The sequence below is a fragment of the Paenibacillus sp. FSL W7-1088 genome (genome assembly GCF_037969855.1).
In the GTDB taxonomy this organism is placed as follows: domain Bacteria; phylum Bacillota; class Bacilli; order Paenibacillales; family Paenibacillaceae; genus Paenibacillus.
This window is the reverse complement of the sequence record NZ_CP150216.1, coordinates 5,598,172-5,619,961: the sequence shown is the minus strand read 5'-3', so window position 1 is coordinate 5,619,961 and position 21,790 is coordinate 5,598,172. Positions and strand designations below refer to the sequence as shown.

22 protein-coding genes are annotated in these 21,790 nt (G+C 46.1%); 20 read left to right on the top strand and 2 right to left on the bottom strand.

From position 1 onward, the window contains the following. The 6 genes from MKY42_RS25345 to mmsB all read left to right on the top strand — a co-directional run bounded on the left by MKY42_RS25345 (position 1) and on the right by mmsB (position 8,395). Positions 1–1,008 (top strand): substrate-binding domain-containing protein, encoded by a 1,008-nt coding sequence (locus MKY42_RS25345; protein ID WP_110002013.1) that lies wholly within the window; start codon positions 1–3, stop codon positions 1,006–1,008. Positions 1,009–1,057: 49 nt separating this feature from the next. Beyond that, positions 1,058–2,968, top strand: coding sequence for a sensor histidine kinase (locus MKY42_RS25340; protein WP_339845663.1), 1,911 nt, complete (start codon positions 1,058–1,060; stop codon positions 2,966–2,968). A 41-nt stretch (positions 2,969–3,009) separates the two neighbouring features. After that, positions 3,010–4,275 carry a response regulator gene (locus MKY42_RS25335; protein ID WP_339853077.1) on the top strand — a complete coding sequence of 422 codons (1,266 nt, stop codon included), beginning with the start codon at positions 3,010–3,012 and terminating at the stop codon, positions 4,273–4,275. A gap of 315 nt (positions 4,276–4,590) precedes the next feature. After that, positions 4,591–5,676 (top strand): multiple monosaccharide ABC transporter substrate-binding protein, encoded by a 1,086-nt coding sequence (gene chvE / locus MKY42_RS25330; RefSeq protein WP_090903886.1) that lies wholly within the window; start codon positions 4,591–4,593, stop codon positions 5,674–5,676. 21 nt (positions 5,677–5,697) lie between these two features. Then, on the top strand, positions 5,698–7,248 hold the full coding sequence (gene mmsA, locus MKY42_RS25325) for a multiple monosaccharide ABC transporter ATP-binding protein (protein ID WP_110001923.1): 1,551 nt from the start codon (positions 5,698–5,700) through the stop codon (positions 7,246–7,248). Then, positions 7,232–8,395 (top strand): multiple monosaccharide ABC transporter permease, encoded by a 1,164-nt coding sequence (mmsB, locus tag MKY42_RS25320; protein ID WP_339845657.1) that lies wholly within the window; start codon positions 7,232–7,234, stop codon positions 8,393–8,395. The genes mmsA and mmsB overlap by 17 nt, the downstream gene beginning before the upstream one ends. A gap of 145 nt (positions 8,396–8,540) precedes the next feature. On the opposite strand, the gene mgtE is transcribed toward mmsB, so the two are convergent. Beyond that, a complete protein-coding gene (gene mgtE, locus MKY42_RS25315; protein ID WP_090903883.1) occupies positions 8,541–9,908 on the bottom strand; it encodes a magnesium transporter in 1,368 nt (455 codons plus the stop codon). A 367-nt stretch (positions 9,909–10,275) separates the two neighbouring features. Between mgtE and MKY42_RS25310 the strand changes: the two genes are divergently transcribed. The 11 genes from MKY42_RS25310 to MKY42_RS25260 all read left to right on the top strand — a co-directional run bounded on the left by MKY42_RS25310 (position 10,276) and on the right by MKY42_RS25260 (position 17,694). After that, positions 10,276–10,980 (top strand): DNA alkylation repair protein, encoded by a 705-nt coding sequence (locus MKY42_RS25310; RefSeq protein WP_090903882.1) that lies wholly within the window; start codon positions 10,276–10,278, stop codon positions 10,978–10,980. A 63-nt stretch (positions 10,981–11,043) separates the two neighbouring features. After that, positions 11,044–11,598 carry a methylated-DNA--[protein]-cysteine S-methyltransferase gene (locus MKY42_RS25305; protein ID WP_090903881.1) on the top strand — a complete coding sequence of 185 codons (555 nt, stop codon included), beginning with the start codon at positions 11,044–11,046 and terminating at the stop codon, positions 11,596–11,598. A gap of 526 nt (positions 11,599–12,124) precedes the next feature. After that, a complete protein-coding gene (locus tag MKY42_RS25300) occupies positions 12,125–12,880 on the top strand; it encodes a DUF1361 domain-containing protein (protein ID WP_339845652.1) in 756 nt (251 codons plus the stop codon). Between the two features lie 123 nt (positions 12,881–13,003). Continuing rightward, the gene (locus tag MKY42_RS25295) at positions 13,004–14,227 is read left to right on the top strand and encodes an amidohydrolase family protein (protein WP_090903879.1); all 1,224 of its coding nucleotides are present in this window, start codon (positions 13,004–13,006) and stop codon (positions 14,225–14,227) included. A gap of 113 nt (positions 14,228–14,340) precedes the next feature. Further along, positions 14,341–14,745, top strand: a complete 405-nt coding sequence (locus tag MKY42_RS25290; RefSeq protein WP_339845649.1) for a GNAT family N-acetyltransferase — start codon at positions 14,341–14,343, stop codon at positions 14,743–14,745. Positions 14,746–14,774: 29 nt separating this feature from the next. After that, complete coding sequence (locus MKY42_RS25285) at positions 14,775–15,230, top strand: GNAT family N-acetyltransferase (protein WP_090903877.1); 456 nt, start codon at positions 14,775–14,777, stop codon at positions 15,228–15,230. Positions 15,231–15,243: 13 nt separating this feature from the next. Beyond that, complete coding sequence (locus tag MKY42_RS25280) at positions 15,244–15,672, top strand: GNAT family N-acetyltransferase (RefSeq protein ID WP_179263346.1); 429 nt, start codon at positions 15,244–15,246, stop codon at positions 15,670–15,672. Between the two features lie 65 nt (positions 15,673–15,737). Continuing rightward, positions 15,738–16,148, top strand: a complete 411-nt coding sequence (locus MKY42_RS25275) for a DUF6157 family protein (protein WP_179263348.1) — start codon at positions 15,738–15,740, stop codon at positions 16,146–16,148. A gap of 64 nt (positions 16,149–16,212) precedes the next feature. Further along, positions 16,213–16,704, top strand: a complete 492-nt coding sequence (locus tag MKY42_RS25270; RefSeq protein ID WP_090903874.1) for a GNAT family N-acetyltransferase — start codon at positions 16,213–16,215, stop codon at positions 16,702–16,704. Between the two features lie 27 nt (positions 16,705–16,731). Continuing rightward, complete coding sequence (locus MKY42_RS25265; RefSeq protein ID WP_090903873.1) at positions 16,732–17,205, top strand: NUDIX domain-containing protein; 474 nt, start codon at positions 16,732–16,734, stop codon at positions 17,203–17,205. A gap of 27 nt (positions 17,206–17,232) precedes the next feature. Continuing rightward, complete coding sequence (locus MKY42_RS25260; RefSeq protein ID WP_339845642.1) at positions 17,233–17,694, top strand: hypothetical protein; 462 nt, start codon at positions 17,233–17,235, stop codon at positions 17,692–17,694. 82 nt (positions 17,695–17,776) lie between these two features. Here the strand turns inward: MKY42_RS25260 and MKY42_RS25255 are convergent, their stop codons facing one another. After that, positions 17,777–18,679 carry an ArsR family transcriptional regulator gene (locus tag MKY42_RS25255; RefSeq protein WP_090903871.1) on the bottom strand — a complete coding sequence of 301 codons (903 nt, stop codon included), beginning with the start codon at positions 18,677–18,679 and terminating at the stop codon, positions 17,777–17,779. Positions 18,680–18,856: 177 nt separating this feature from the next. Between MKY42_RS25255 and MKY42_RS25250 the strand changes: the two genes are divergently transcribed. The 3 genes from MKY42_RS25250 to MKY42_RS25240 all read left to right on the top strand — a co-directional run bounded on the left by MKY42_RS25250 (position 18,857) and on the right by MKY42_RS25240 (position 21,758). Further along, positions 18,857–20,347: a glycoside hydrolase family 43 protein gene (locus tag MKY42_RS25250; protein WP_339845638.1), complete on the top strand. Its 1,491-nt coding sequence runs from the start codon at positions 18,857–18,859 to the stop codon at positions 20,345–20,347. Between the two features lie 183 nt (positions 20,348–20,530). Then, complete coding sequence (locus tag MKY42_RS25245) at positions 20,531–21,100, top strand: hypothetical protein (RefSeq protein WP_339845634.1); 570 nt, start codon at positions 20,531–20,533, stop codon at positions 21,098–21,100. A gap of 112 nt (positions 21,101–21,212) precedes the next feature. Further along, positions 21,213–21,758: a GrpB family protein gene (locus MKY42_RS25240; protein WP_090903868.1), complete on the top strand. Its 546-nt coding sequence runs from the start codon at positions 21,213–21,215 to the stop codon at positions 21,756–21,758. Positions 21,759–21,790 lie beyond the last annotated feature (32 nt).

Genomic DNA, 21,790 nt, shown 5'->3' with positions numbered 1-21,790 from the left:
ATGAAAAAAATGCTGCTGGTTTATATTTTGCTAATCTCGGCGTTTGTATTGTATGTACTTCGGTTCGAATATTCCAGTCAGGTGAATGGCTCCTGGGAAGACCGGGGGCTGCGCGGGGATATCGGCGAAACGTACATCATGATTACATTCCAGTCCGGCCTGGAATATTGGAAGAGTCCCTTGAAAGGTTTCGAGGATGCCGGGGATGCGCTTGGCGTAACCGTAGAATACCGTGGAGCGACCCGGTATGATGCGAAGGAGCAGACAACGGTGATTGAGCAGGCTATTGCACGCAAGCCCGCGGGAATCGCCATATCTGCCATCGACCCGCAATCGCTGATCCCGGCCATTAATAAAGCACTGGACGCGGATATACCGGTGGTGCTGTTTGATGCCGATGCACCGGGAAGCCGGGCGTATTCTTTTCTCGGGACGGACAATTACAGGGCGGGTGTGACGGCTGCTGATAAAATGGCCGAGCTGATGGCCCGTGAAGGTGAAGTCGCCGTGCTGACCCTGCCGGGGCAGCAGAATCATGAGGAACGGACCAAGGGGTTCCGCGATACGATTGAGCAGCGGTATCCCTCAATGAAGGTGGTTGAAGTCGCGGATGGACACGGAGATACGATCGTATCGAGAGACGAGACGCTTAGAATGATGAAGGCTCATCCGAAGCTGGCAGGGATTTTTGTGACCGAGGCGACCGGAGGGGCAGGTGCAGGTGAAGCTGTCCAAAATTCAAGCGAAGGCCGTTCGCTCAAAATTATATCCTTTGATACCAACAAGGCTACACTGGATATGATTAAGAGCGGCACGATTTCGGCTACAATTGCGCAGGGAACCTGGAACATGGGATACTGGTCGCTTCAATATTTGTTCCATCTGCATCATCAGCTAACCGTACCTGCGCCATCCTCCTCCGGTGAGAATGCACCGCTGCCAGTGACGGTGGACACCGGAATTTCCGTGGTGACAAGCGTGAATGTGGATGATTATTATGCCAAATAAACAGAATCAACAGAATAGTTCCTTGATACGGGCACCCATTCGCCTCTGGATGAAGAGGAGCCTGTACCGTTTGCGCTTACGCAATATGCAGCTGCGTTATCAGCTGATGCTGCTCTTTTTGTTATTTGCCATCGTACCTTCCGTAGGTCTGGGATTGTTAGTGAACTGGACGGTGGAACGGATTGTTGAGCGACAGGTGGAGGGTCATACAATGCAGCTCATTGGCAAAGTGAATGAAGCACTCGACAGCAAGATGGAGAACCTGCAAAACATGACGTATCTGATTGCCTTTGATCCGGATATTATCGCTTTTATGCAAGGAAAAACAACATCGGATAACGATCCAGGTACCGGCACCGGCACCGACACAATTGCTTCCAAGAAGGAACGAAATGTGTCGGATCAGGATCAGCTGTATGGAATTAAGCAAACCTTGCAGGGCTTCACGACGTTGTATCCTGAGATTGCCGGAATCGTTCTTGCTAATGGACGCGGTGACTATATCAGTAATGAGATGTACCCCCGTGGGAGGCAAAGCCTGACCCGGGAGGACTGGTACAGGAGGGCTGCGGCGAATCCGGGCATTTTTACAGTGCTGGGTCAGCCGCTGGATCGCAATATTACAACACACGTACAGTATAAGGATAATGAGATCGTATCCGTTGCCCGTTCCATAACGGATGAAGCCTCGGGACGTGTACTGGGCGTCATTATGATTGACCTCAAGCTGAGAACCGTCTCTCAGGCTGCAAGGAATGTCACTTTGGGGAAATCCGGTTATGTGATGGTGACGGATGCAGAAGGACGGAGCGTCTATATGCCGGAGCATCCGTTGGTGGAACAGATTCCCGCAGAATGGTTTCCATCCGGTGACAGCGGGACGTTTAATGCTGAAGCGGACGGGAGGGAGCTGTTATTCCTCTATCAGTCCTCCGCGTTTACGGGGTGGAGAACGGTAGGCGTATTTCCTGCACGGGAATCGACCACGGAGGTGCGTCAGATTCAGTTTTATGTGGTCAGCTTTGTGTTTGTGGTGTGTTTATTCGGTCTGAGCGCCTCCTTGTGGTTCTCGCGTTCCATTGCGCAGCCCATTTTCCGGCTTATGTCTTACATGCGCAGAGCGGAGACGGGCAATCTCATGGCGGGCCGCTGGAGCGACCGCGCCGATGAGATCGGTATGCTGGGCAGAAGCTTTAACCGAATGCTGGTTCAGATCCGGCAGCTTATATCCCTGAATGAACTGAAGGAACGGCAGAAAAGGGAGGCCGAAATGCGCAGCCTGCAGGAGCATATCAAACCTCATTTTTTATACAATACATTGGATACGATCCATTGGATGGCTCGCAAAGAAGGCGCGGACGATGTATCCGAGATGGTTGGCGCTCTCTCCAGACTGTTTCGCATCGGCCTTAGCAAAGGCAATGACTTCATCCCTTTGCATGCCGAGCTTGAGCATATAACCAGTTACTTGCAAATTCAACAGACCCGATACCGTGATCGTCTACAGTACGAATTGATCGTACCGGAGGATATGCGTGAGTTGTTTGTGCTCAAGCTGCTGCTCCAACCCCTCGTGGAAAATGCCATCTATCATGGAATCAAAGGCAGACGAGGGCCAGGCAAAATCCGGGTGGAGGCCAAAACAGAAAACGGAAAACTGGTGCTATTGGTTCAGGACGATGGAGCGGGCATGTCCGGTGAACGGCTTGCGGAGATGGAGCAGCTGCTAGCAGCGCCTTTGGAAAGTATGGAAACCGCGTCGTCGTCCGGGAAGGCTGGCAAGAGCTATGGCATGTTGAACGTACAGGCCCGTCTGCGGCTTTCCTTTGGTGAAGAATATGGCATTATGCTGGGCAGTAGAGAAGGAGAAGGCACCAGTGTGACGATCATTCACCCGCTGCTGCGGCAGCTTCCGCCAGCGGGTTCACTGGACAGGGAAGAGGGGGAGGAGATCGAATGAAAAAGTTCAATACACAGACAACATGGACGTCAGCGGATGAGATGACAGCTTTGGCTACGACAGAGACAGGGAATTTGGAGAAGCGTTACCGAGTGCTGATTGCCGATGATGAGCCCATTATTCGGGAGGGGATTCGGGATTCAACCGACTGGACAGCACTGGGCATGGAGGTTGCCGGAGAAGCAGAGGATGGCGAGGAAGCGCTGGAACTGGCTACAGGTCTGGGTGTGGATATCATCTTGGTTGATATGAACATGCCCTTTCTGAACGGGATCGATCTGATTCGCCGCCTTCAGGTCGACTGTCCGAATTGCCGCTGTGTGATCGTGTCCGGACATGATGAATTTGCTTATGCCCAGGAGGCGGTTCGGCTAGGGGTAGAGGATTATATTTTGAAGCCTGTACAGGCAGAACAGCTGTATTCGGCGCTTGCACGTCTGCGTCAGCGGTTGGATGAAGAACGGAAGCGTACGGCGTATGTGAGACAGGCTGCGGATCAGATTGAACGCAATATCCCACTGCTGCGCCAACGCTTTTGTCTGGAGTGGCTGGAAGGACAGGCGGAGGAAAAGAAGCTGACCGAGCAGCTCTCGTTTTTGCGTCTGCCCTCTGCGCCGCCAGTGCAGATCGGAATCGTGCGTTGGCCTGCGGCAGAAGCAAGACAGACCATAATGCGGGAAAATGATCGTCAATTGTTCCTTTTCGCTGTGGAAAATATTATCAGTGAGCTGCTGACGGACCTGTCTCATGTACTGTTCAGGGAACCGAACGGGTTAATTGGCATATGTCTGTGGCAGGCGGCTTCGGCAGATATGGAGTCCACGATTGAACAGTCCGTCAGTTCCGCTCTGAACATTGCCGTTCACGTCCATATGGAGACGCACATGGGTACGTTGAAGGAAGCGCCGGATACCTATCGCGAGTGTCGTGAAGTTATATATGGACAAGCCCGTTTGTCCCCGCTGGTTCGCCGGGCACGCCAGCTTATTCAAGAGGACTATACGGATCGGAATCTGACGCTGGAGTCGCTCGCTTCCCGCCTGCAAGTATCTGCTGTGTATTTGAGCCGGGTGCTCAAGAAAGAGCTGAACGACTCCTTCGTGACACTTGTCACGCATGCCCGCATCCGTAAGGCTGTGCAGCTGCTGGACTCTACGTCATTGCCTGTCCACCGGATTGCAGAGCATGTAGGGTACGATACGCAGCATTATTTTAGTACCGCGTTCAAAAAAACGATGGGCATCTCGCCTGTACAGTATCGCAAAGGCGGTGGTACAAGAGAGGGCGTCTCATCGGAGTGTGAATAGGCTGGTTTAAAAAGGGTTTCTCATCAAGGGATTTGTTCTGCTTGTATCAAGCGGAGCGGGTCCTTTTTTGTTGTTAGCCGATGTCTGAATGATTTATTCCGTACAACAGGCCTGTTCTTCACCTGATCCTTGAACCCGTTGGTTACAAAAGTTAAAAATTTATAAAAAAGGTTCAAATGCAGCAAAGACCTTCCTGTTCCGTGATGATAAGATGGGTCTCAGACAGGAACAACAGCTTGTATGTATCGGATGCATTGTAAGCGTTATCTTATCATTCATTCAAGTCCGTATGATTTGAGGAAAGGGGAAGTTCATATGAAAAAAGGAGCACTGATCATCTGGCTGCTGGTGATGACCTTGATGCTCTCTGCCTGCAACCTGGCTGAGAGTGAAACTGGCAGCAAGGAAAAAGGGTATGTCGGCATCTCGATGCCAACGAAATCCTCCGAACGCTGGGTTGGCGACGGGGAGAACATGGTTCGTCTTTTCCAGGAGCAGGGGTATAAAACCGATTTGCAGTACGCAGAGGACGTGGTGGAGAATCAAATCTCACAGATTGAGAACATGATCACCAAGGGTGTGGACGTGATGGTGATTGCGTCTGTTGACGGCAATACGCTGACGGATGTCATCAAGAAGGCGCATGACCAGGGCATACAGGTCATTTCGTATGACCGCCTGATACGCAACACTCCCTATTTGACGTATTACGCGACCTTTGACAATTTCAAGGTCGGCGTGCTCCAGGCATCCTACATTGAACAAAAGCTGGGGCTTAAAGAGGGTAAAGGTCCTTATAACATTGAGCTGTTTGGCGGTTCTCCAGATGACAACAACGCCTACTTCTTTTTCGACGGCGCGATGTCGGTCCTGAAGCCATACATGGATTCCGGCAAGCTGATTGTACGAAGCAAGCAGACCACGATGGCCCAGATTGCGACGCTGCGCTGGGATGGCGCCTTGGCCCAATCGCGAATGGATAATTTGCTCAGTGCCTATTATTCGGCAGATAACCTGGATGCGGTGTTATCCCCGTATGACGGGATCAGTATCGGGATCATTTCATCGTTAAAAGGGGTTGGCTACGGGAAAGCGAACAAGCCTCTGCCGGTGATTACCGGTCAGGATGCCGAACTGGCTTCGATCAAGTCCATTGTGGCCGGGGAACAGACTCAGACCATATTCAAGGACACCCGCAAGCTGGCGGAGAAGACGGTAGAGATGGCCAACAGCATATTACAAGGAAAAACGGCAGAAGTGAATGATGAAAAGTCATATAACAACGGGATAAAGGTGATTCCTGCCTTTTTGCTTGACCCCATTTCTGTGGATCGCACCAACGTGGAGAAGGATATTGTGGGCAGTCAATATTACACGAAAGAAGAAATCGGACTGAAATAAAAAGTGAAAGGAGCACATCCCATGGCCGGAATAATTCTGGAAATGAAGGGCATCACCAAAACATTTCCCGGTGTAAAAGCGCTGGAAAATGTCAATCTCAAGGTCAGAGAAGGCGAGATTCATGCGTTATGCGGTGAGAATGGCGCAGGCAAATCCACGCTGATGAAGGTGCTTAGCGGTGTATATCCGCACGGAACGTATGAAGGGGATATTTTATTTCAGGGCAAAACGTGTGAGTTCAAGGACATCAAGCAAAGCGAGGATCTGGGGATTGTCATCATCCATCAGGAGCTGGCGCTCATTCCCTACCTTTCAATTGCGGAAAATATCTATCTGGGCAACGAGCGTACTAGCAAAGGCATTATCAACTGGAAAGAAACGTTTGTAGGTACAAGGGAATTGCTCGGCAAGGTGGGCCTGAATGAAAATCCGAACACCCTGGTTTCCAGCATCGGTGTGGGTAAGCAGCAGCTGGTTGAAATTGCGAAAGCGCTCTCTAAAAAAGTGCGACTGCTCATTCTGGATGAGCCTACCGCGGCGTTGAACGAGGATGACAGTGAAAATCTGCTTCAGCTGATGCTGGAATTCAAGAAGCAGGGCATCGCCTGTATTCTCATTTCGCACAAGCTGAACGAGGTGTCGAAGGTGTCGGATTCGGTGACCATACTGCGGGACGGCAAGACAATCGAGACACTGGATATGAAGAAGGACAAAGTGACTGAAGACCGGATTATTAGCGGGATGGTAGGGCGTGACCTGACCAGCCGTTATCCAGAGCGTCATGCGAGCATCGGTGAAGTCATCCTGGAAGTAAAGGATTGGACCGTATATCACGAGCATCATGCCGACAGGAAGGTGCTGGATCAGATCAATATGAACATCAGACGAGGCGAGATTGTAGGCATTGCTGGTCTGATGGGAGCAGGGCGCACGGAGCTTGCGATGAGCATATTTGGCAAATCCTATGGTCGCAGCATATCGGGCCAGCTCATCAAAGAGGGCAAGCCCATTCAGAACAACAGCGTCACGGAGGCGATTCAGAACGGTTTCGCTTACGTGACAGAGGACCGCAAGGAATATGGTCTGATTCTGATGGACGATATCAAGCGGAACATTTCCCTGACGGGTCTTGGCAAGCTGACCAAAAATGCGGTGGTGAATGAACGGGAGGAAGTGCTGGTAGCCGAGGATATGAAAAAAAGCATGAATATCAAGGCACCTAGCATTTTGCAGAAAACCGGCAATCTGAGCGGCGGGAACCAGCAGAAGGTGGTGCTGAGCAAATGGATTTTTGCCGGACCGGATATTCTCATTCTGGATGAACCGACACGCGGCATCGATGTCGGAGCCAAATTCGAAATCTATACCATTATTCATCGGCTGGCCGCTGAGGGCAAGGGTGTGCTGGTGATCTCATCCGAGCTTCCGGAGGTACTGGGCCTGTGTGACCGAATCTATGTGATGAATGCCGGACGAATCACGGGAGAAGTCAGCCGGGAAGAAGCATCGCAGGAAACGTTGATGAGATATATGACCAAGTCAGGAGGCGGGAAGCATGGAAATGTTAACTAGACTGTTCAAAAACAATATACGGCAATACGGCATGATTATCGCGCTGGTTGTCATTATGCTGCTGTTTGAGGTACTGACCGGGGGGCTGCTGCTCAAGCCGATCAACATTACGAATCTGATCTTGCAAAACAGTTACATTCTTGTACTTGCCATCGGTATGGTGCTTGTCATCATTACCGGACATATTGATCTCTCGGTAGGTTCGATTGCTGCTTTTGTAGGGGCGGTTGCCGCCATTATGATGGTCGATTGGCAGCTTCCGGCCTGGCTGGCGGTCATTGCTGCTTTGGTGGTCGGTGCATTAATTGGAGCGTGGCAGGGCTTCTGGATTGCATATGTACGGATTCCGGCATTTATCGTTACCCTGGCCGGCATGCTGCTCTTCCGTGGTTTGACGATGATTGTGCTGGAGGGCCAGTCAATCTCTCCTTTTCCAGCAGGGTTTCAGAAAATAAGCTCAGGCTTCCTGCCTGATATTCAAATATCTGGCCTCGGTCTGGTGTCGATCATTGTTGGTCTTGTTCTCACGGTCTGGTATATCGTAAATGAACTGCGGGAGCGCCGTTCCCAGCGAAAATACGGTTTCGAGGTTGTATCTCAGGGGCTCTTCCTGCTCAAGCTGCTGGTCGTGGCTGTAGTGACGAATTTGTTCACTTTCATGCTTGCGAGCTATGCAGGCATTCCGAATATTCTGATTCTGCTGTTTGTATTAATTGTAGTCTACTCCTTCATCATGAACCGCACCGTGATGGGGCGCCATGTATATGCACTGGGAGGCAATGAAAAGGCTGCCGGTCTGTCCGGGGTCAAAACGAAAAAAGTGACCTTCTGGGTATTTGTCAACATGGGTGTAATGGCCGCCATTTCCGGCCTGATCTTCGCGGCGCGGCTGAATGCGGCTACGCCAAGAGCCGGTACCAACTTTGAGCTGGATGCCATTGCAGCCTGCTTTATCGGCGGAGCTTCCGCTTCCGGAGGTATTGGGACCGTATTCGGTGCGATCATCGGTGGTTTGGTCATGGGGGTTCTGAACAACGGGATGTCCCTGATCGGGTTGGGTATAGACTGGCAGCAGGGCATCAAGGGTTTGGTACTGTTGCTGGCGGTAGCCTTCGATATTTATAATAAAAACAAACGATCTGCGTAGTTCTGTGTTGAAATGCTGTTTTGAAGCGGACGCCTCTAGCCTCTAGGATAGATGGAAAGGTATATCGAAATACAGAAACAGACCGTGATCCGCTGGATCGTGGTCTGTTTTCTCTGTGCACTTCTTCGTGTATGAAACAGAATATTTACATTAAGGCATCCAGAAAACGAGTGGCGATACCGAAATAGATAAACAACGACAAAATATCATTCAGCGTTGTGATTAATGGGCCGGAGGCAACCGCAGGGTCTACTTTGAAACGACTGAGCAGAAGAGGAATGCAAGTACCGGTCAGTGTTCCAATTACGAGAGTGAAGAAAAGGGATACGCCAATAATGGCTCCGAGCAGCCAGTCACCTTGCCAGAAATAGGCGATGACCGTGATCAGCAAACCGCATACAAGTCCAATCATTGTGCCTACTTTAATCTCCCGGCCAATAAGCGCGAGCACTGTGGCCTTGTCCAGCTTGCGTCCAATCAAGCCACGTACAACCACTGCAAGGGATTGTGTACCCGTATTCCCCGTCATACCGGCTATCATGGGCATGAAGAACGCCAGTGCCACAACCTGATTCAGCGTGTCCTCAAAAAAATCCACGATACTGCCCGAGATCAGTCCGATAAATAACAATAAAATCAGCCATGGAAGGCGACGTCTGACGGCAACTAACGGTTTGGTATCAAAATCAATGTCTTTACTGCCGCCACCCATCTTGGCGATGTCTTCACTGGCTTCGTCCATAATAATATCAATGACATCATCCATTTGGATAACACCGCATAGTCTACGGTTCTCATCCACGACAGGTAGAGCCATAAACTCATAACGCTGCAGCAGCTGTGCAGCTTCTTCCTGGTCCATATCAACTGTTGCATGGATGACACGCCGGGTCATCAGCTCTTCTACTTTGGTCTTGTCATCTGCCTGGGCAAGGGTTTGATAGCTCACGACTCCAACCAGTTTACCTTCATCGTCGGTGACATACAGATAACTGGTTGCAGGAATCAGCGTAGCCTGTGGTTCTCTCAGCGCTTCCTTTGCAGTTTCATGCGATAACAGGGTACGATAACGATCGGTCATAATTCGTCCTGCCGTCTCCGGTGGATAGTTCAGCACGGAGCGGATAATTGAAGAGTGATCCAGATTCATCGTAGATAGCAGTTCTTCTCTGCGTTTGAGAGGCAGATCATGCATGAAGCGAATCAGATCACTTTTGTCCATTTGCTGCATGACTTCAAGGGTGCGTTCCGGGCCTAACTGTTCGAATAGATGTACCTGTTCGTGAAGCGTGAGCGCTTCTGCCATGTCGGCGAGAACGTCCGGTTTGAATAAGAGTAAGAATCGTTTTGTCTCTTGTTCAGGGAACTTTTTATATACGAGAGAAAGGTCGTAGGGATGCAGTTCTTTGGCCCATTTGTAAAACTCGGTCAAGTTTTGGGTTTGCACGAATTGCACAAGGAGCTCCGTAATCTCTTCAACCGAAAAATCTTTTTTGGGATGGGATCGATTCATATGTAGTCTCCTTTCTAGATGGGTTCAACAAATGAATATTTACACTGGCACTCCGATGACAGAACAACCTTCCGATCGCTGTTATCCCCAGATTTCTTTGATTCCTTTCTGAAAAGGGAAAATCCGGGGATAAAGGCGAACGCTTCGCTTCTTCAGGTTATTTCTGTCCTCTCCGTTATTGTGTAAATGTTTGGTTGAACATATTTCAAATGGATTCAACTCCGTATTCTTAAACGAAAAGGAATGGCAGTTAAACAACGACCACCGGAAAAGGATATTGTAATCTTGCTAAAACATTCGATATGGGCTTACAAATGGATGCTGCCGGGATATACTTGATCTAGAAAACCCGATGAGGAGGAGACATGTGGAATCGGTTGTAAGAACACAATTATTATCTCTGGTCGAACCGGAATATCAGAAATTCTCGGCTGCGCTCATTCCGAATATCACGAATCTGCTAGGTGTGAGACTGCCTGAAATACGCAAGATGGCGAAACAAATCGTCAAAGAGGACTGGCGTGCCTATCTGAAAACAGCTGATGATGATTATTTTGAAGAAGTGATGCTGCAAGCGATGGTTATCGGTCATGCCCAAGCGGATATTGAGGAACTTCTGCAGCATATTGCCTGGTTTGTTCCCAAAATAGATAACTGGTCGGTATGTGACAGCTTCTGCGGTGGTTTGAAATATACAAAGACACATCTGGATGAGGTATGGCATTTCTTGCAGCCCTATCTGGTATCCAACCAGGAGTATGACATTCGCTTCGGGGTTGTGATGCTGTTGAACTTTTATATGGAAGAAAAATATATCAGCAGAGTGCTTGCTTCATTAGATACCATTCATCACGAAGGGTACTATGTGAAAATGGCAGTGGCCTGGGCAATTTCCATCGCTTATGTGAAACAGCCAGCAGCCACGATGCGTTATTTGCAGGACAACACCTTGGACGATTTTACGTATAATAAGGCTCTTCAGAAAATAACGGAGTCCTATCGTGTTGATCCGGAGACGAAGCAGATCATCCGCAGCATGAAGCGAAAAGTGAAAAAAACGGTTCGTGTGTAGTATGTGTGCATAACGAAAAAAAGAAACCAGATATAAACCTGCAGGGGAAAGGACGATAAACGTATGAGAAAGAGCATCATGTGGACCAAAATGGAATTAGACGGTCGTCCGTGGGTATTGCTTGCCACCGAAAAAGGGTTATGCCGGGTCATTATGCCCAATGAAACGCTGGAAGATTGGAGCAGCTGGATTGGACGAATTGCTCCTGGAGTGGAGCTCGAAGAGAACGAATCAGCGTTGAAGCAGACAGGCATGATGGATTGGCTGCAATCCTATTTTGCCGGAGACAAAGTGGCTTTTACAGATACAATCCCGCTCGATCTGATTGGAACGGCATTCCAACAGCAGGTATGGACGGAGTTGGGGAATGTTCCTTATGGTGAGACAAGAACCTATGGCGACATTGCGGCTGCGGTGGGAAGACCTTCAGCGGTGCGAGCTGTTGGGGCAGCCAATGGAGCCAACCCCGTTCCGGTACTGCTGCCGTGTCATCGCATAATCGGTGCCAACCGCAAGCTGACCGGTTTTCGCGGAGGACTGGAGATGAAGCGAAGACTGCTGGACATTGAACAGATCGAAGGCGTGACCAATGGCGGGCATGCGCGGTTTAATTTCTGATCATCATATTTTCATATAAAAAAGAAGCAGTGAACTATCGCTAAGTGCTTCGCTCGGTTCTCATATGTACAGGCACTCCCTAGTGCCTGTTTTTTTGCATTCTCTACGGTTAACGGTTAGAAGAAAGGATGCTGAACGGAACTATCGCGGAAGTTTTCTTTTCCTTCTGGGTCACAACCTGAGTCACGACGCTACCGAATCTCCTACACCTTATTGTGAGCAATAGCGTGATATGCAAAAGCTAACGAACGTCAGGCGCCTTATTCCATTAAAAACCAGCATATTGATGTGGTAAGACTCACAAAGCAAGGGAATAAGCTGTCTATGGTTCATTACGATGATTGATCCGTGGAATTTCGCTAAATAGGGTGTTCTGGATTCGTTAAAATAATAATGATTGTCTGAGAGCTGTCACTGTAAATGGCTTAAACGATCCTAAGATTTTCGTATATACCACATTTTGGGTTATGATGGACGTGGATTACTAGGAGACGTAGTCACGATTCGTTTATGAATCGATGATCAGGTGATCGGGATTACACACGCATACCACCAAGGAAAGGAAAATGGAAGCGAAGAAATGAACAATCATAAAAATACATTTTATTTAAAATTGAGTAGTGTTTTAATCATTGCTACCATAGGCTGCCTGCTTGTTGCTGTCTACTTGCGTACCAAATCAGACACAAACATGTATCAATTTTTGACGTGGGACATTTTCTTAGCATGGGTTCCATTCATCATTTCATCAACAATTAGTTATGTATACCATCTGAAACTTACAAAAACGAGTATCGCATTGGTCGGGGTGATGTGTGCAGGCTGGTTGTTCTTGCTACCGAATTCGGCATATCTTTTCACAGAAATTCTGCATGCATTCAGATACTTTGATTCTCAAGAGGAAACTAAATTCTGGGTTAATATTGATTTTTGGTATAGCCTCAGCCTAACGTTTGTCGTAGCTATACTGGGTTTAATTCTGTCCATTTGCTCGATACATCAAATCCACAGATTGTTAAATAAACGTTTAAACCCATTTAGCAGCATGGTAGTTGTAGGCGTTATTTTACTCCTGAGCAGTCTAGGAGTATACATCGGGAGATTTAATCGGTGGAATAGTTGGGATGTCTTGAAGCAGCCTGGACTCATTTTGAAGGATATCATGAATGATTTAAGTGCAGGCAACAGCATTCTGGTTGAGTTTGTGGCTTTGGTATTTGTGATTCAAGCTTTGGGATATATCACACTTCATATACTAACGGGGAGGTCCAATAATATCTAAACGATAATCGTATGGAACACCAACGTTTTAACTATTTTTGCTGAATGAAGTCCTATGGTACCATTGACCACAGATGAATCGGTACTCGATGCACGATAGACCGAGTGGAAAGAGGGAGTGACCATGTTGAAGCAGGAATACTGGTTAACCAACGTATTATTGGAGCAAAGTTATGTAATGGAAGACGGGCAGGTAACGGGCACCCGGACAAGCCTTGGTCATCTGCGGATTGAAGATGGAGTCATTGCAGCTATTGTGGATGGGGATATGGAATTAACAAGCGAGTTGCCACAGGTTGATGGTAAAGGACTGCTGCTGTTGCCTTCGTTCGAGGAAGGACATATTCATTTGGATAAAACGTATTACGACGGACCATGGAAAGCGGTGCGACGCATCTCCAGCATTTTCGAACGGATCGAAGAAGAGGAAGTATTGCTGCCCAAGCTGTTACCCCATGCCAAACGTCAGGCGGAGAGCATTCTGAGCCTGATTCAAGGGTATGGGTCGACTCATGTGCGCAGTCATTGCAATATTGAACCGGTTAGCGGGTTGAAACGGCTGGAAGCGACGAAGCAGGCATTGGAGACATTTTCGGGCAAAATATCCGCTGAAATCGTCGCTTTCCCGCAGCATGGACTTCTCCGCTCTAAATCGGTTGAACTCATGCGTCAAGCCATGGCGGAAGGGGCCACTCATGTAGGTGGACTTGATCCTCACACTGTGGACGAGCATATCGAGAAATCGCTAAATGCAATGGTCGAACTGGCTGTTCAGTATCAGGCAGGCATCGATATTCATTTGCATGAATCCGGAGAACCGGGTAAACAAACATTGCTGCGGTTGGCTGATTTGACTGAAGAAGCGGGACTTCAGGGCAAAGTTACCGTAAGCCATGCGTTCTGGTTCGCCCGCGCGGAACAGCAGGAAACGGAAGATATGGCCAAACGAATGGCCTCCCTTGGTATGAGCGTTGCTTCGACCGTGCCTATCGGTAAAATGATGATGCCCCTTCCGATGCTCCATCGACATGGGGTGAACGTGAAGCTGGCGACAGATAGCTTGACGGATCATTGGTCTCCGTTTGGCAATGGAGATCAACTGGAGAAAGCGGGACGTTTCGCCGAACTGTACGGGTTTAACGATGAGCTGTCCTTGTCTCAGTCGCTTGCATTTGTCACAGGTGGGATGACAACGTTAGATTCTAAGGGACAACAGGTGTGGCCGAAGGTAGGGGACACGGCTAGCTTTATATTAGTTCACGCAAGTTGTTCTGCGGAAGCTGTTGCCAGAAGATCTGCACGACAGGCGGTATGGTACAGAGGGCAGTTGGTGAGCGGATCTTTGTAGGTCATAGGGAAATGGTACCGACATATGAAACCACGAATATTCGTGGTTTTTTGTGTTGCGTATTCCACATTTTGGGTTATGATGGACGTAGTTTAATGGGAGGAGCAATGACAATGAAAATTATACATGCTGATGAAACCGATTACAGTTATATTCTTGAACGAGATCGACATATCCATCCTTCGCTTGTGGAGACAAAGATCAAAGAGAACGAAATCCTGATGATATGGGAGCAAGAATCAAGAATTGGATGGATGAGGTACGGGTATTTTTGGGATAACATTCCTTTCATGAATATGATCTGGATCGACGAGCCCTATCGGAGTGGAGGGATTGGCAGAGCCGTCGTACAGCACTGGGAGCACCTGATGAAGCAAAAAGGGTTTGATACGGTAATGACTTCTACACAGTCAGATGAACATGCACAACACTTTTATAGAAAATTGGGGTATGCTGATGCAGGCTCTCTATTGCTGGAAACGCAGCCTTTGGAGATTATTTTGATCAAAAAAATCTAGTCATTTAATTCAAGGGGAAATATGTGAATATGAATGAAAAGCAAGTAACACTACAACGTATAACCAAGGAAAACAAATTAGCGTGCATTCAGCTTCAACCGCGCGAAGACCAACTAAATTTGGTAGCAAGCAATGCAGATTCCTTAATACATGCGACGAAGGAGATCACCTCGAAGCCATATGGAATTTTTGCAGAGGACCGTATGGTAGGCTTTATTTTATTTGATAATGAGATATATAATGATGGATATTATTGGATACTTCGATTCATGATTGATGAGAAATACCAGGGGAAAGGATACGCCAAACTGGCGATCAAGGAAGTCATTCATAAGTTAAAAGAGAGAACCGATTGCAAGCAAATCAGGGTATCTCATGTGCCGCACAACAAGGTGGCAAACGCTTTATATAAGAAATCCGGGTTTCAGGAGACGGGTGAATTCGAGGAAAATGGTGACATCATATTAAGTTATTATATAAGTTGAGGAGTGGAACCTGATGATCAGAGAGGCCGAAGCAAGGGATGTCGAGGTTATTGAAAGGTTGTACAAAGAATTATTACCGAACAACCTGAATACGAAGGTACTGGCAGAGCGGATAGAAGAAGTAAGGAATAATCCCAACAGTTTCTTATTCGTTTACGAAGTTGGTGATCAGGTTATTGGGACTGCGCATTTACATATTTGTCTGGATGCATTGGTGGAGAATAGACCGTTTGGCGTGGTTGAGCGGGTTATCATTACGGAGCATGTGCAGAGCAAGGGATATGGATCTGAACTTATGAAGTATATAGAGGATGTATGCATACAGAAAAATTGTATAAAAGTGTTTCTAACCAGCGGTTCATCCAGATACGAGGCACATGGCTTTTACACGAAGTTAGGATATGATGGGGAATCCAGCAAGGCTTTTAAGAAATATTTATAAAACAGCTCAAGCTTGATCGTATATTCGTATCCTTTAATTTTCTGAATTGATGGGAGGATATATAGATGAAAGACATGAACTACTATGAAACTTTTATTGCAGTAGCAGAAGATTGCCCTGTTAAAGTGGCAGAGATCCCCAAAGCCAAAAACGGCAGTAAAACCGTTCCAGTTATACAATATGAAATGATAGCAAACCACCCTTATCAATATACGCAAGAGGATGTCATGTTTGAAGTGTTCGCACAGCGCAATGATATACCCGACGAAAAAAGATCCATAGAGAGAACCAAGTTTTTCTCTAAGGGACAACCCTGTCTTCGTACTTCTTCGTTGGGTAAACGTTACGGTTGGGGCATTCATCATAATTCACAAGGAAAAGTGGCGATCTACGCCGTTGAATCCGAAGCATATAAAGAGTTCTTAAACGATAGTAGTTTAAAACATGTAAAGGCGATGCGTTCGAGCCGTCAATAGCTCTATTTGTTGGAGCACCAATGCTAAGCAGTCAGAATTTAAAAGAGAACTATAGGGAGGCAGTATGATAGTAGACCTCACTCCAGTAACATTGGCAGAGAAAAGTATGTTATCGAATCTGTATCAACTGTACCATTATGATTTCAGCGAATATACAAGCGAGGATATCAATCAAGAAGGTAAATACGATGTGAATATTGACTTCATTTGGGAAGGGGATAAAAGGTGGAGGCCATATTTCATTATGATTTCTGGCACTATAGCCGGCTTTGTGATTGTACTACTTGAAAATTTAGATACCGATCCAGATCCTACACATGTAATCTATGACTTTATGATCCTGAAGAAGTTTAGAAGAAGTGGGGTTGGATATGCTGCTGCGATGCAGATATTTGAGTTATACAAAGCCAATTGGGCACTTGCTCAGATGGAGAGTAATACTCCTGCAATAGCGTTCTGGCAAAAGGTGTTAAAAGATTATACAAATGATCATTATACGGAAACATTCAGAGACGATGCCAGAAAGTATATTCAGACATTTAGTACGAAGGAATAAAAACAAACATAGGTTAAGGAGAAAAAAATGAATATTCGTTCTGTCTCACTAGCTATTTTGAGGAAAGAAGACCGCATTTTGGTTCAGGAAATTAACTTCCCGGATATTTCAACTACTTTCTACAGGCCTATTGGTGGAACGATAGAGTTCGGTGAGAACAGTAAGAAAACTCTGATCAGGGAGCTCAAAGAAGAGTTGGATCAAGAGATCGAAGAGCCTCGATTAATTTCCGTTATTGAAAATATTTTTGGAATAGAAGATGAATTAGGTCATGAAATTGATTTTATCTATGAAGCATCATTTATAGATAAATCTCAATATAATCAGGAAGAATTTGTTGGATTAGAAGGTTCTATTCGCTATAAGGCATGTTGGAAACCGATCACTTATTTTTCAACAACAATGGATGATGTAAAGCTGGTACCTGATGGATTGCTGGATTTGTTATTGGAAAAAGAACTGGAAAATGGGTCTATGGTAAGGCATATAAGAACCAAGTAAGGGTGAGAAGAAGGCAGGAGGCAAGAGATGCACGCTTTAACCAAAGAAATAACAGATGCATTATTGGAAGCGATGGACACGTACAAAAGAATTGCACAAGAACTGATCGACAAATTGATCTCGGAAACCAGCCAGGCTGAAAAGGAAGAGATCATCAATGGAGCGTACTACTTGCTATCCAATGAAGAAGTAGTAAACGGTGAAGAATATTTGAGTGGAAAATGGCATTTCGATGTTCATGGAGAGCATTGCATGTTCGAGAATGCAGAAACAGGGCAAACGTTGGAGGTTTCCCTCGGCAGTATAGATGATGTGGGTAACATGGACCCTTATTTTTTTTATAACTATTTGAAATCCACTGCAAATTATGAACACCTGATTGCCTATTTCGAAAATCCCTTTGGGGATATGTTGGATTTTTTTGAAAGGTTGGCAGCCCAGAACGTGTTGATTCATGTTCATGGTGTTGAATATAGAAAGCTTCTTTAACTGCGTACAGCAGTATCCCGTTCATTCAAGGGAATGCGTTTGAAGAGAAGAACGGGATTAATCTTTACTACATAAAGAAAGATTAGCGTTGTACGCGTATGACAATATCTTGGTCATGATTGCCGAACCCGGAACCATAGAGTGTTAATCCCCCGACGTTAGTCCCCTCCTCGTCAACCGTGAAACGAAGTGTCCAGCAGGGTTGCTCCAGTTGGGTATCCTCAATCTTCACGTCTGACATCCACTCTCCATCCATATACGTACCCGAGCTATCAACACGAATTGTCTTTAATAATCCATATTGATTCACATTACGATGCCACCATGTTGGCGTATATTTGCCTCGAGCAGCTCTTCCGAAGTCAGCTGGGCTTGTCCACGTTCCTAGCGAAATACCGTTAAACGTAAATCGGATATCGGATGGCCAATGATCTCTTAAACCCGGGGCTTCAGAAGCCAGTTCCACTGAAATCTCAATGGCGCTAGCAGTCTCATCAGGAAGCATATAGTTAGGCGTTTTGTATTCGACATAACCTCTTCCGAACCAGAGGATGGCAGCGTGAACCCGCTCAGGATCAAGAAAGTAGCGTGGGTCGTCCCAGACTCCAATTTCTTTCTCGTGCGTCCCAAGACCACAGGTAGGATGAACTTCAAATGCAGTATAGTGCCCCACTGAAATGGTCTGTTCTCTAATTCTTGCTGTCCGACTGGCGGAGGGCAGTTCGATCTCGATGTTATTTTGTTTGAGGAAACATAATTTGTGCGTGCCTCCATTCAGGCGTATCCTACGGCTATCGATCAGTCCAGCTTGCTCAAGCTTTCGTATGTGCATCGTGACGATGGAGGGGCTAAGTTCTAACGCAGCCGCAATATCCTTCACATTCATTTCGCTATCTGCAATCATATCCATGATTCTCCATCTAACCTCGCTTGCCAGCGCTTCGTATAACGGTATGAATTTTGGATCTCCGTTCGCTTTGATCATCCTTAACCATCTCCTAACCCGATCTATTGAAATCATATATATATTAATTTAACGAAATTAACTTGACCCTTCAACTCTAACGCATTGAAAGAATGATTGCGATAGTGTTTAATTTTTTTATCTGCTTATGAAGTTGGATTCTTAAATATGTGAATTAGAGAAAAAGAGGTGCCTCAAATGAAATACAATAATCCGGTCATTAAAGGGTTTTATCCAGATCCAAGCATCTGCAAGGTGAATGACACTTATTATCTGGTGTGCAGTTCTTTTCAGTATTTTCCGGGTGTCCCGCTTTTTGAAAGCAAAGATTTATTGAACTGGACGCAAATCGGTCACTGTTTAACCCGAAAAAGCCAGATTCATCTGGAAACGGTGAGCAGCTCGGGAGGTGTCTTCGCCCCTACAATTCGATACAACAACGGGCGATTCTATATGACCACGACGAACGACACCACGCGTCAGAATTTCTATATATGGACTGATGATATATACGGGGAGTGGTCAGAACCGATTATGGTGGATCAAGGGGGAATCGATCCGGATTTGTATTTTGAAGACGGTAAGGCCTTCTTTATGAGCAACGGAACCGACGATGAAGGAATTGGGGGAATCATTCAGTGTGAAATTGACATTGAAACAGGTCACAAAAAGACCCCAAGTCGCTCAGTATGGCAAGGATCAGGCGGACGTTATCTGGAAAGCCCACATTTGTATAAAATGAATGGTTACTATTACCTCATGGCATCTGAAGGCGGAACCGAATACGGTCATATGGTCACATATGCGCGGGGAGATTCTCCTTCCGGTCCTTTCGAGCCTTATGCCAAGAATCCTGTTCTGACCAACCGTAATCTAGGTGGTTATGAACTGCAGGGGGTTGGCCATGGCGACCTGATTCAGGACGAGGCAGGCAACTGGTGGATTTTCCATTTGGGATTCCGTCAGAGTGGACAGTGGCTAACCTATCATCATCTGGGCCGGGAAGTATTCCTTACGCCAGTTACCTTTGACGAGGAAGGCTGGTTTACGGCAGGACATAAAGGTACAACGCTTATGAGTTTTGACACTGATCGTATTTCCGACATAGTCATTCAACAAGAGAAGAAAAGCTATACGTTTGAGAACACGGATTGGAATCTGGACTGGTGTTTTCTTCGTCATCCCAATACAGAAAATTATTTGTTAGAGCAAGGCAACATAAAGTTAAAAGGAACCGAAGTGACATTGGATGTTCCAGCATCCCCGACATTCATTGGGCTACGTCAAAAAGACTTTGACGCGACTATCTCTGTTGACGTTAGGCTTACGAATGGCGAGGCAGGCATCACCATCTACATGGATGAACAGCACCATTATGACTTGGCCATTCGCAAAGAACAGGGCGTGTATAAGGTAATTGAGCGTCTGAATATTGGGGATATCAAATCAGTCGAAAATGAAGTGGAATTGGGAAATGATCACCACGCCACATTAATGATACAGGCAAGCCATGAGCGCTACAGCTTCCTGATTCATGCGGATGGCAAGGACAACCTCCTAGGGACAGCGCAGACGAAATACCTTTCCTCAGAAGTTGCCGGGGGATTTACAGGGGTGCTAATTGGTCTATACGCGAGTGGCGAAGGTTCTGTGGCTGAGTTTTCTAAATTTAAGTGTGATTATCTTTGAAAAGGTAAGGGGAGGGACTTTTGTTCCTTCTCTTTTTTTACTTGCGTTAATATATAGAATAGGAAAGGTATTAGTTGTAAAAAGAGAAGCGTAATGATAGCGATGTGGGTCTTGCCTAAATATAATCAAAGAATCTTCGATAGACTCGCACATCGTTATGATATCAGGAAGAGGTGTTTAAACGTGAAAATAAAATATGAAATGCCTGAATCATTAGTAGACATCGTCCGAATAGATAAGGAACTACGTGAACGACATGATAGAACCTTACAGGATTATGTGGGTTTTTATATTTGTTTTAATAATGATGATGATAGGTACTACTGTACCCCAGATGATGCCATCGTATTTGGAAAAACAGGGGTAGATGGTGATCACTTTGCTTTTTTAACGTTTAACGGATCAATTAGCGATCTGGAAAAAGCTCCTATTATTTTTATTCAGCCAATGGCATCGGGTAATCAAGTAACTTTAGTAGCCAGAAATCTCAAGGATTTTTTAGCTGTATTCATTAATCTCAAGGAAATTTATGTTTTGGAACGATTTCGATTTTATAAGAACAAATTAGATTTTATTAATGACTATAATGATAACTACTTAAAAGATATAAGGTTGAGAGAGAATGATAGTAATTTTATCAATGATCTATTAAGGAGGAATGTCAAAGGTATAGTAAATATTGATGATGTATACGAATACATTACTGAGTTAAAGAAACAAATAAAACTAGAAATATATGATGATGATTTTTAGTTTTCGGATGACAGGTGTAGTCTAGTGGATTTAATAATTTAAATTGCGACAAAAGTATTGAAAGACTTGTTGTTCCTTATATAGCTGGATTAGATAATTAAGGGAGGACTGCATGGAAGATCAATGGAGAATTGCAACGTATGATCCTTCTTGGAGGCACATGTTCCTTGATACCGGGATAAAATTAAGAGAGGCGTTGGGTGAAAAGGTTGTGCGGATTGACCATGTTGGATCAACTTCCGTCTTCGGCATGGATGCCAAGCCAATCATAGATATACAAATTTCCGTATCTGATTATGATGGTTTGCTTAACTACAAAAACGAAATTGAAGCGGTCGGTTTCATATTCAGAGAAGAAAATTCGGATAAAACCAAGCGATATTTTCGTGAAGTACCCGGAAGCAGGAGAACACATATACACGTAAGGAAAGCTGGGAGTTTCTCTGAGCAGATGAACTTGCTTTTTAGAGATTATTTGAGGGAACATCCAGCGGATCGATTGAAATATGCGGAAGAGAAGCACAGGCTTATGGCATTATACAAGGACCAGCGGCCAAAATACGTGGAAGGCAAAGGACCGATGGTGTGGAGCATATTAGAGAAAGCTCATCTATGGTCCCAAGAAATCGGGTGGCAACCGGGAGAATCTGACGCATAGGAACATTCATTGTATATGGATAACCTTACGGG

What these genes read in the sequence shown, in the direction of transcription:
- mmsB (WP_339845657.1), top strand. Translation starts at nt 7,232, where the DNA reads ATGGAAATGTTAACTAGACTGTTCAAAAACAATATACGGCAATACGGC.
- MKY42_RS25250 (WP_339845638.1), top strand. Translation starts at nt 18,857, where the DNA reads ATGAAATACAATAATCCGGTCATTAAAGGGTTTTATCCAGATCCAAGC.
- chvE (WP_090903886.1), top strand. Translation starts at nt 4,591, where the DNA reads ATGAAAAAAGGAGCACTGATCATCTGGCTGCTGGTGATGACCTTGATG.
- MKY42_RS25240 (WP_090903868.1), top strand. Translation starts at nt 21,213, where the DNA reads ATGGAAGATCAATGGAGAATTGCAACGTATGATCCTTCTTGGAGGCAC.
- MKY42_RS25260 (WP_339845642.1), top strand. Translation starts at nt 17,233, where the DNA reads ATGCACGCTTTAACCAAAGAAATAACAGATGCATTATTGGAAGCGATG.
- MKY42_RS25270 (WP_090903874.1), top strand. Translation starts at nt 16,213, where the DNA reads ATGATAGTAGACCTCACTCCAGTAACATTGGCAGAGAAAAGTATGTTA.
- MKY42_RS25335 (WP_339853077.1), top strand. Translation starts at nt 3,010, where the DNA reads ATGACAGCTTTGGCTACGACAGAGACAGGGAATTTGGAGAAGCGTTAC.
- MKY42_RS25265 (WP_090903873.1), top strand. Translation starts at nt 16,732, where the DNA reads ATGAATATTCGTTCTGTCTCACTAGCTATTTTGAGGAAAGAAGACCGC.
- MKY42_RS25305 (WP_090903881.1), top strand. Translation starts at nt 11,044, where the DNA reads ATGAGAAAGAGCATCATGTGGACCAAAATGGAATTAGACGGTCGTCCG.
- MKY42_RS25255 (WP_090903871.1), bottom strand. Translation starts at nt 18,679, where the DNA reads ATGATCAAAGCGAACGGAGATCCAAAATTCATACCGTTATACGAAGCG.
- MKY42_RS25280 (WP_179263346.1), top strand. Translation starts at nt 15,244, where the DNA reads ATGATCAGAGAGGCCGAAGCAAGGGATGTCGAGGTTATTGAAAGGTTG.
- MKY42_RS25345 (WP_110002013.1), top strand. Translation starts at nt 1, where the DNA reads ATGAAAAAAATGCTGCTGGTTTATATTTTGCTAATCTCGGCGTTTGTA.
- MKY42_RS25275 (WP_179263348.1), top strand. Translation starts at nt 15,738, where the DNA reads ATGAAAGACATGAACTACTATGAAACTTTTATTGCAGTAGCAGAAGAT.
- mmsA (WP_110001923.1), top strand. Translation starts at nt 5,698, where the DNA reads ATGGCCGGAATAATTCTGGAAATGAAGGGCATCACCAAAACATTTCCC.
- MKY42_RS25340 (WP_339845663.1), top strand. Translation starts at nt 1,058, where the DNA reads ATGAAGAGGAGCCTGTACCGTTTGCGCTTACGCAATATGCAGCTGCGT.
- MKY42_RS25285 (WP_090903877.1), top strand. Translation starts at nt 14,775, where the DNA reads ATGAATGAAAAGCAAGTAACACTACAACGTATAACCAAGGAAAACAAA.
- MKY42_RS25295 (WP_090903879.1), top strand. Translation starts at nt 13,004, where the DNA reads ATGTTGAAGCAGGAATACTGGTTAACCAACGTATTATTGGAGCAAAGT.
- mgtE (WP_090903883.1), bottom strand. Translation starts at nt 9,908, where the DNA reads ATGAATCGATCCCATCCCAAAAAAGATTTTTCGGTTGAAGAGATTACG.
- MKY42_RS25290 (WP_339845649.1), top strand. Translation starts at nt 14,341, where the DNA reads ATGAAAATTATACATGCTGATGAAACCGATTACAGTTATATTCTTGAA.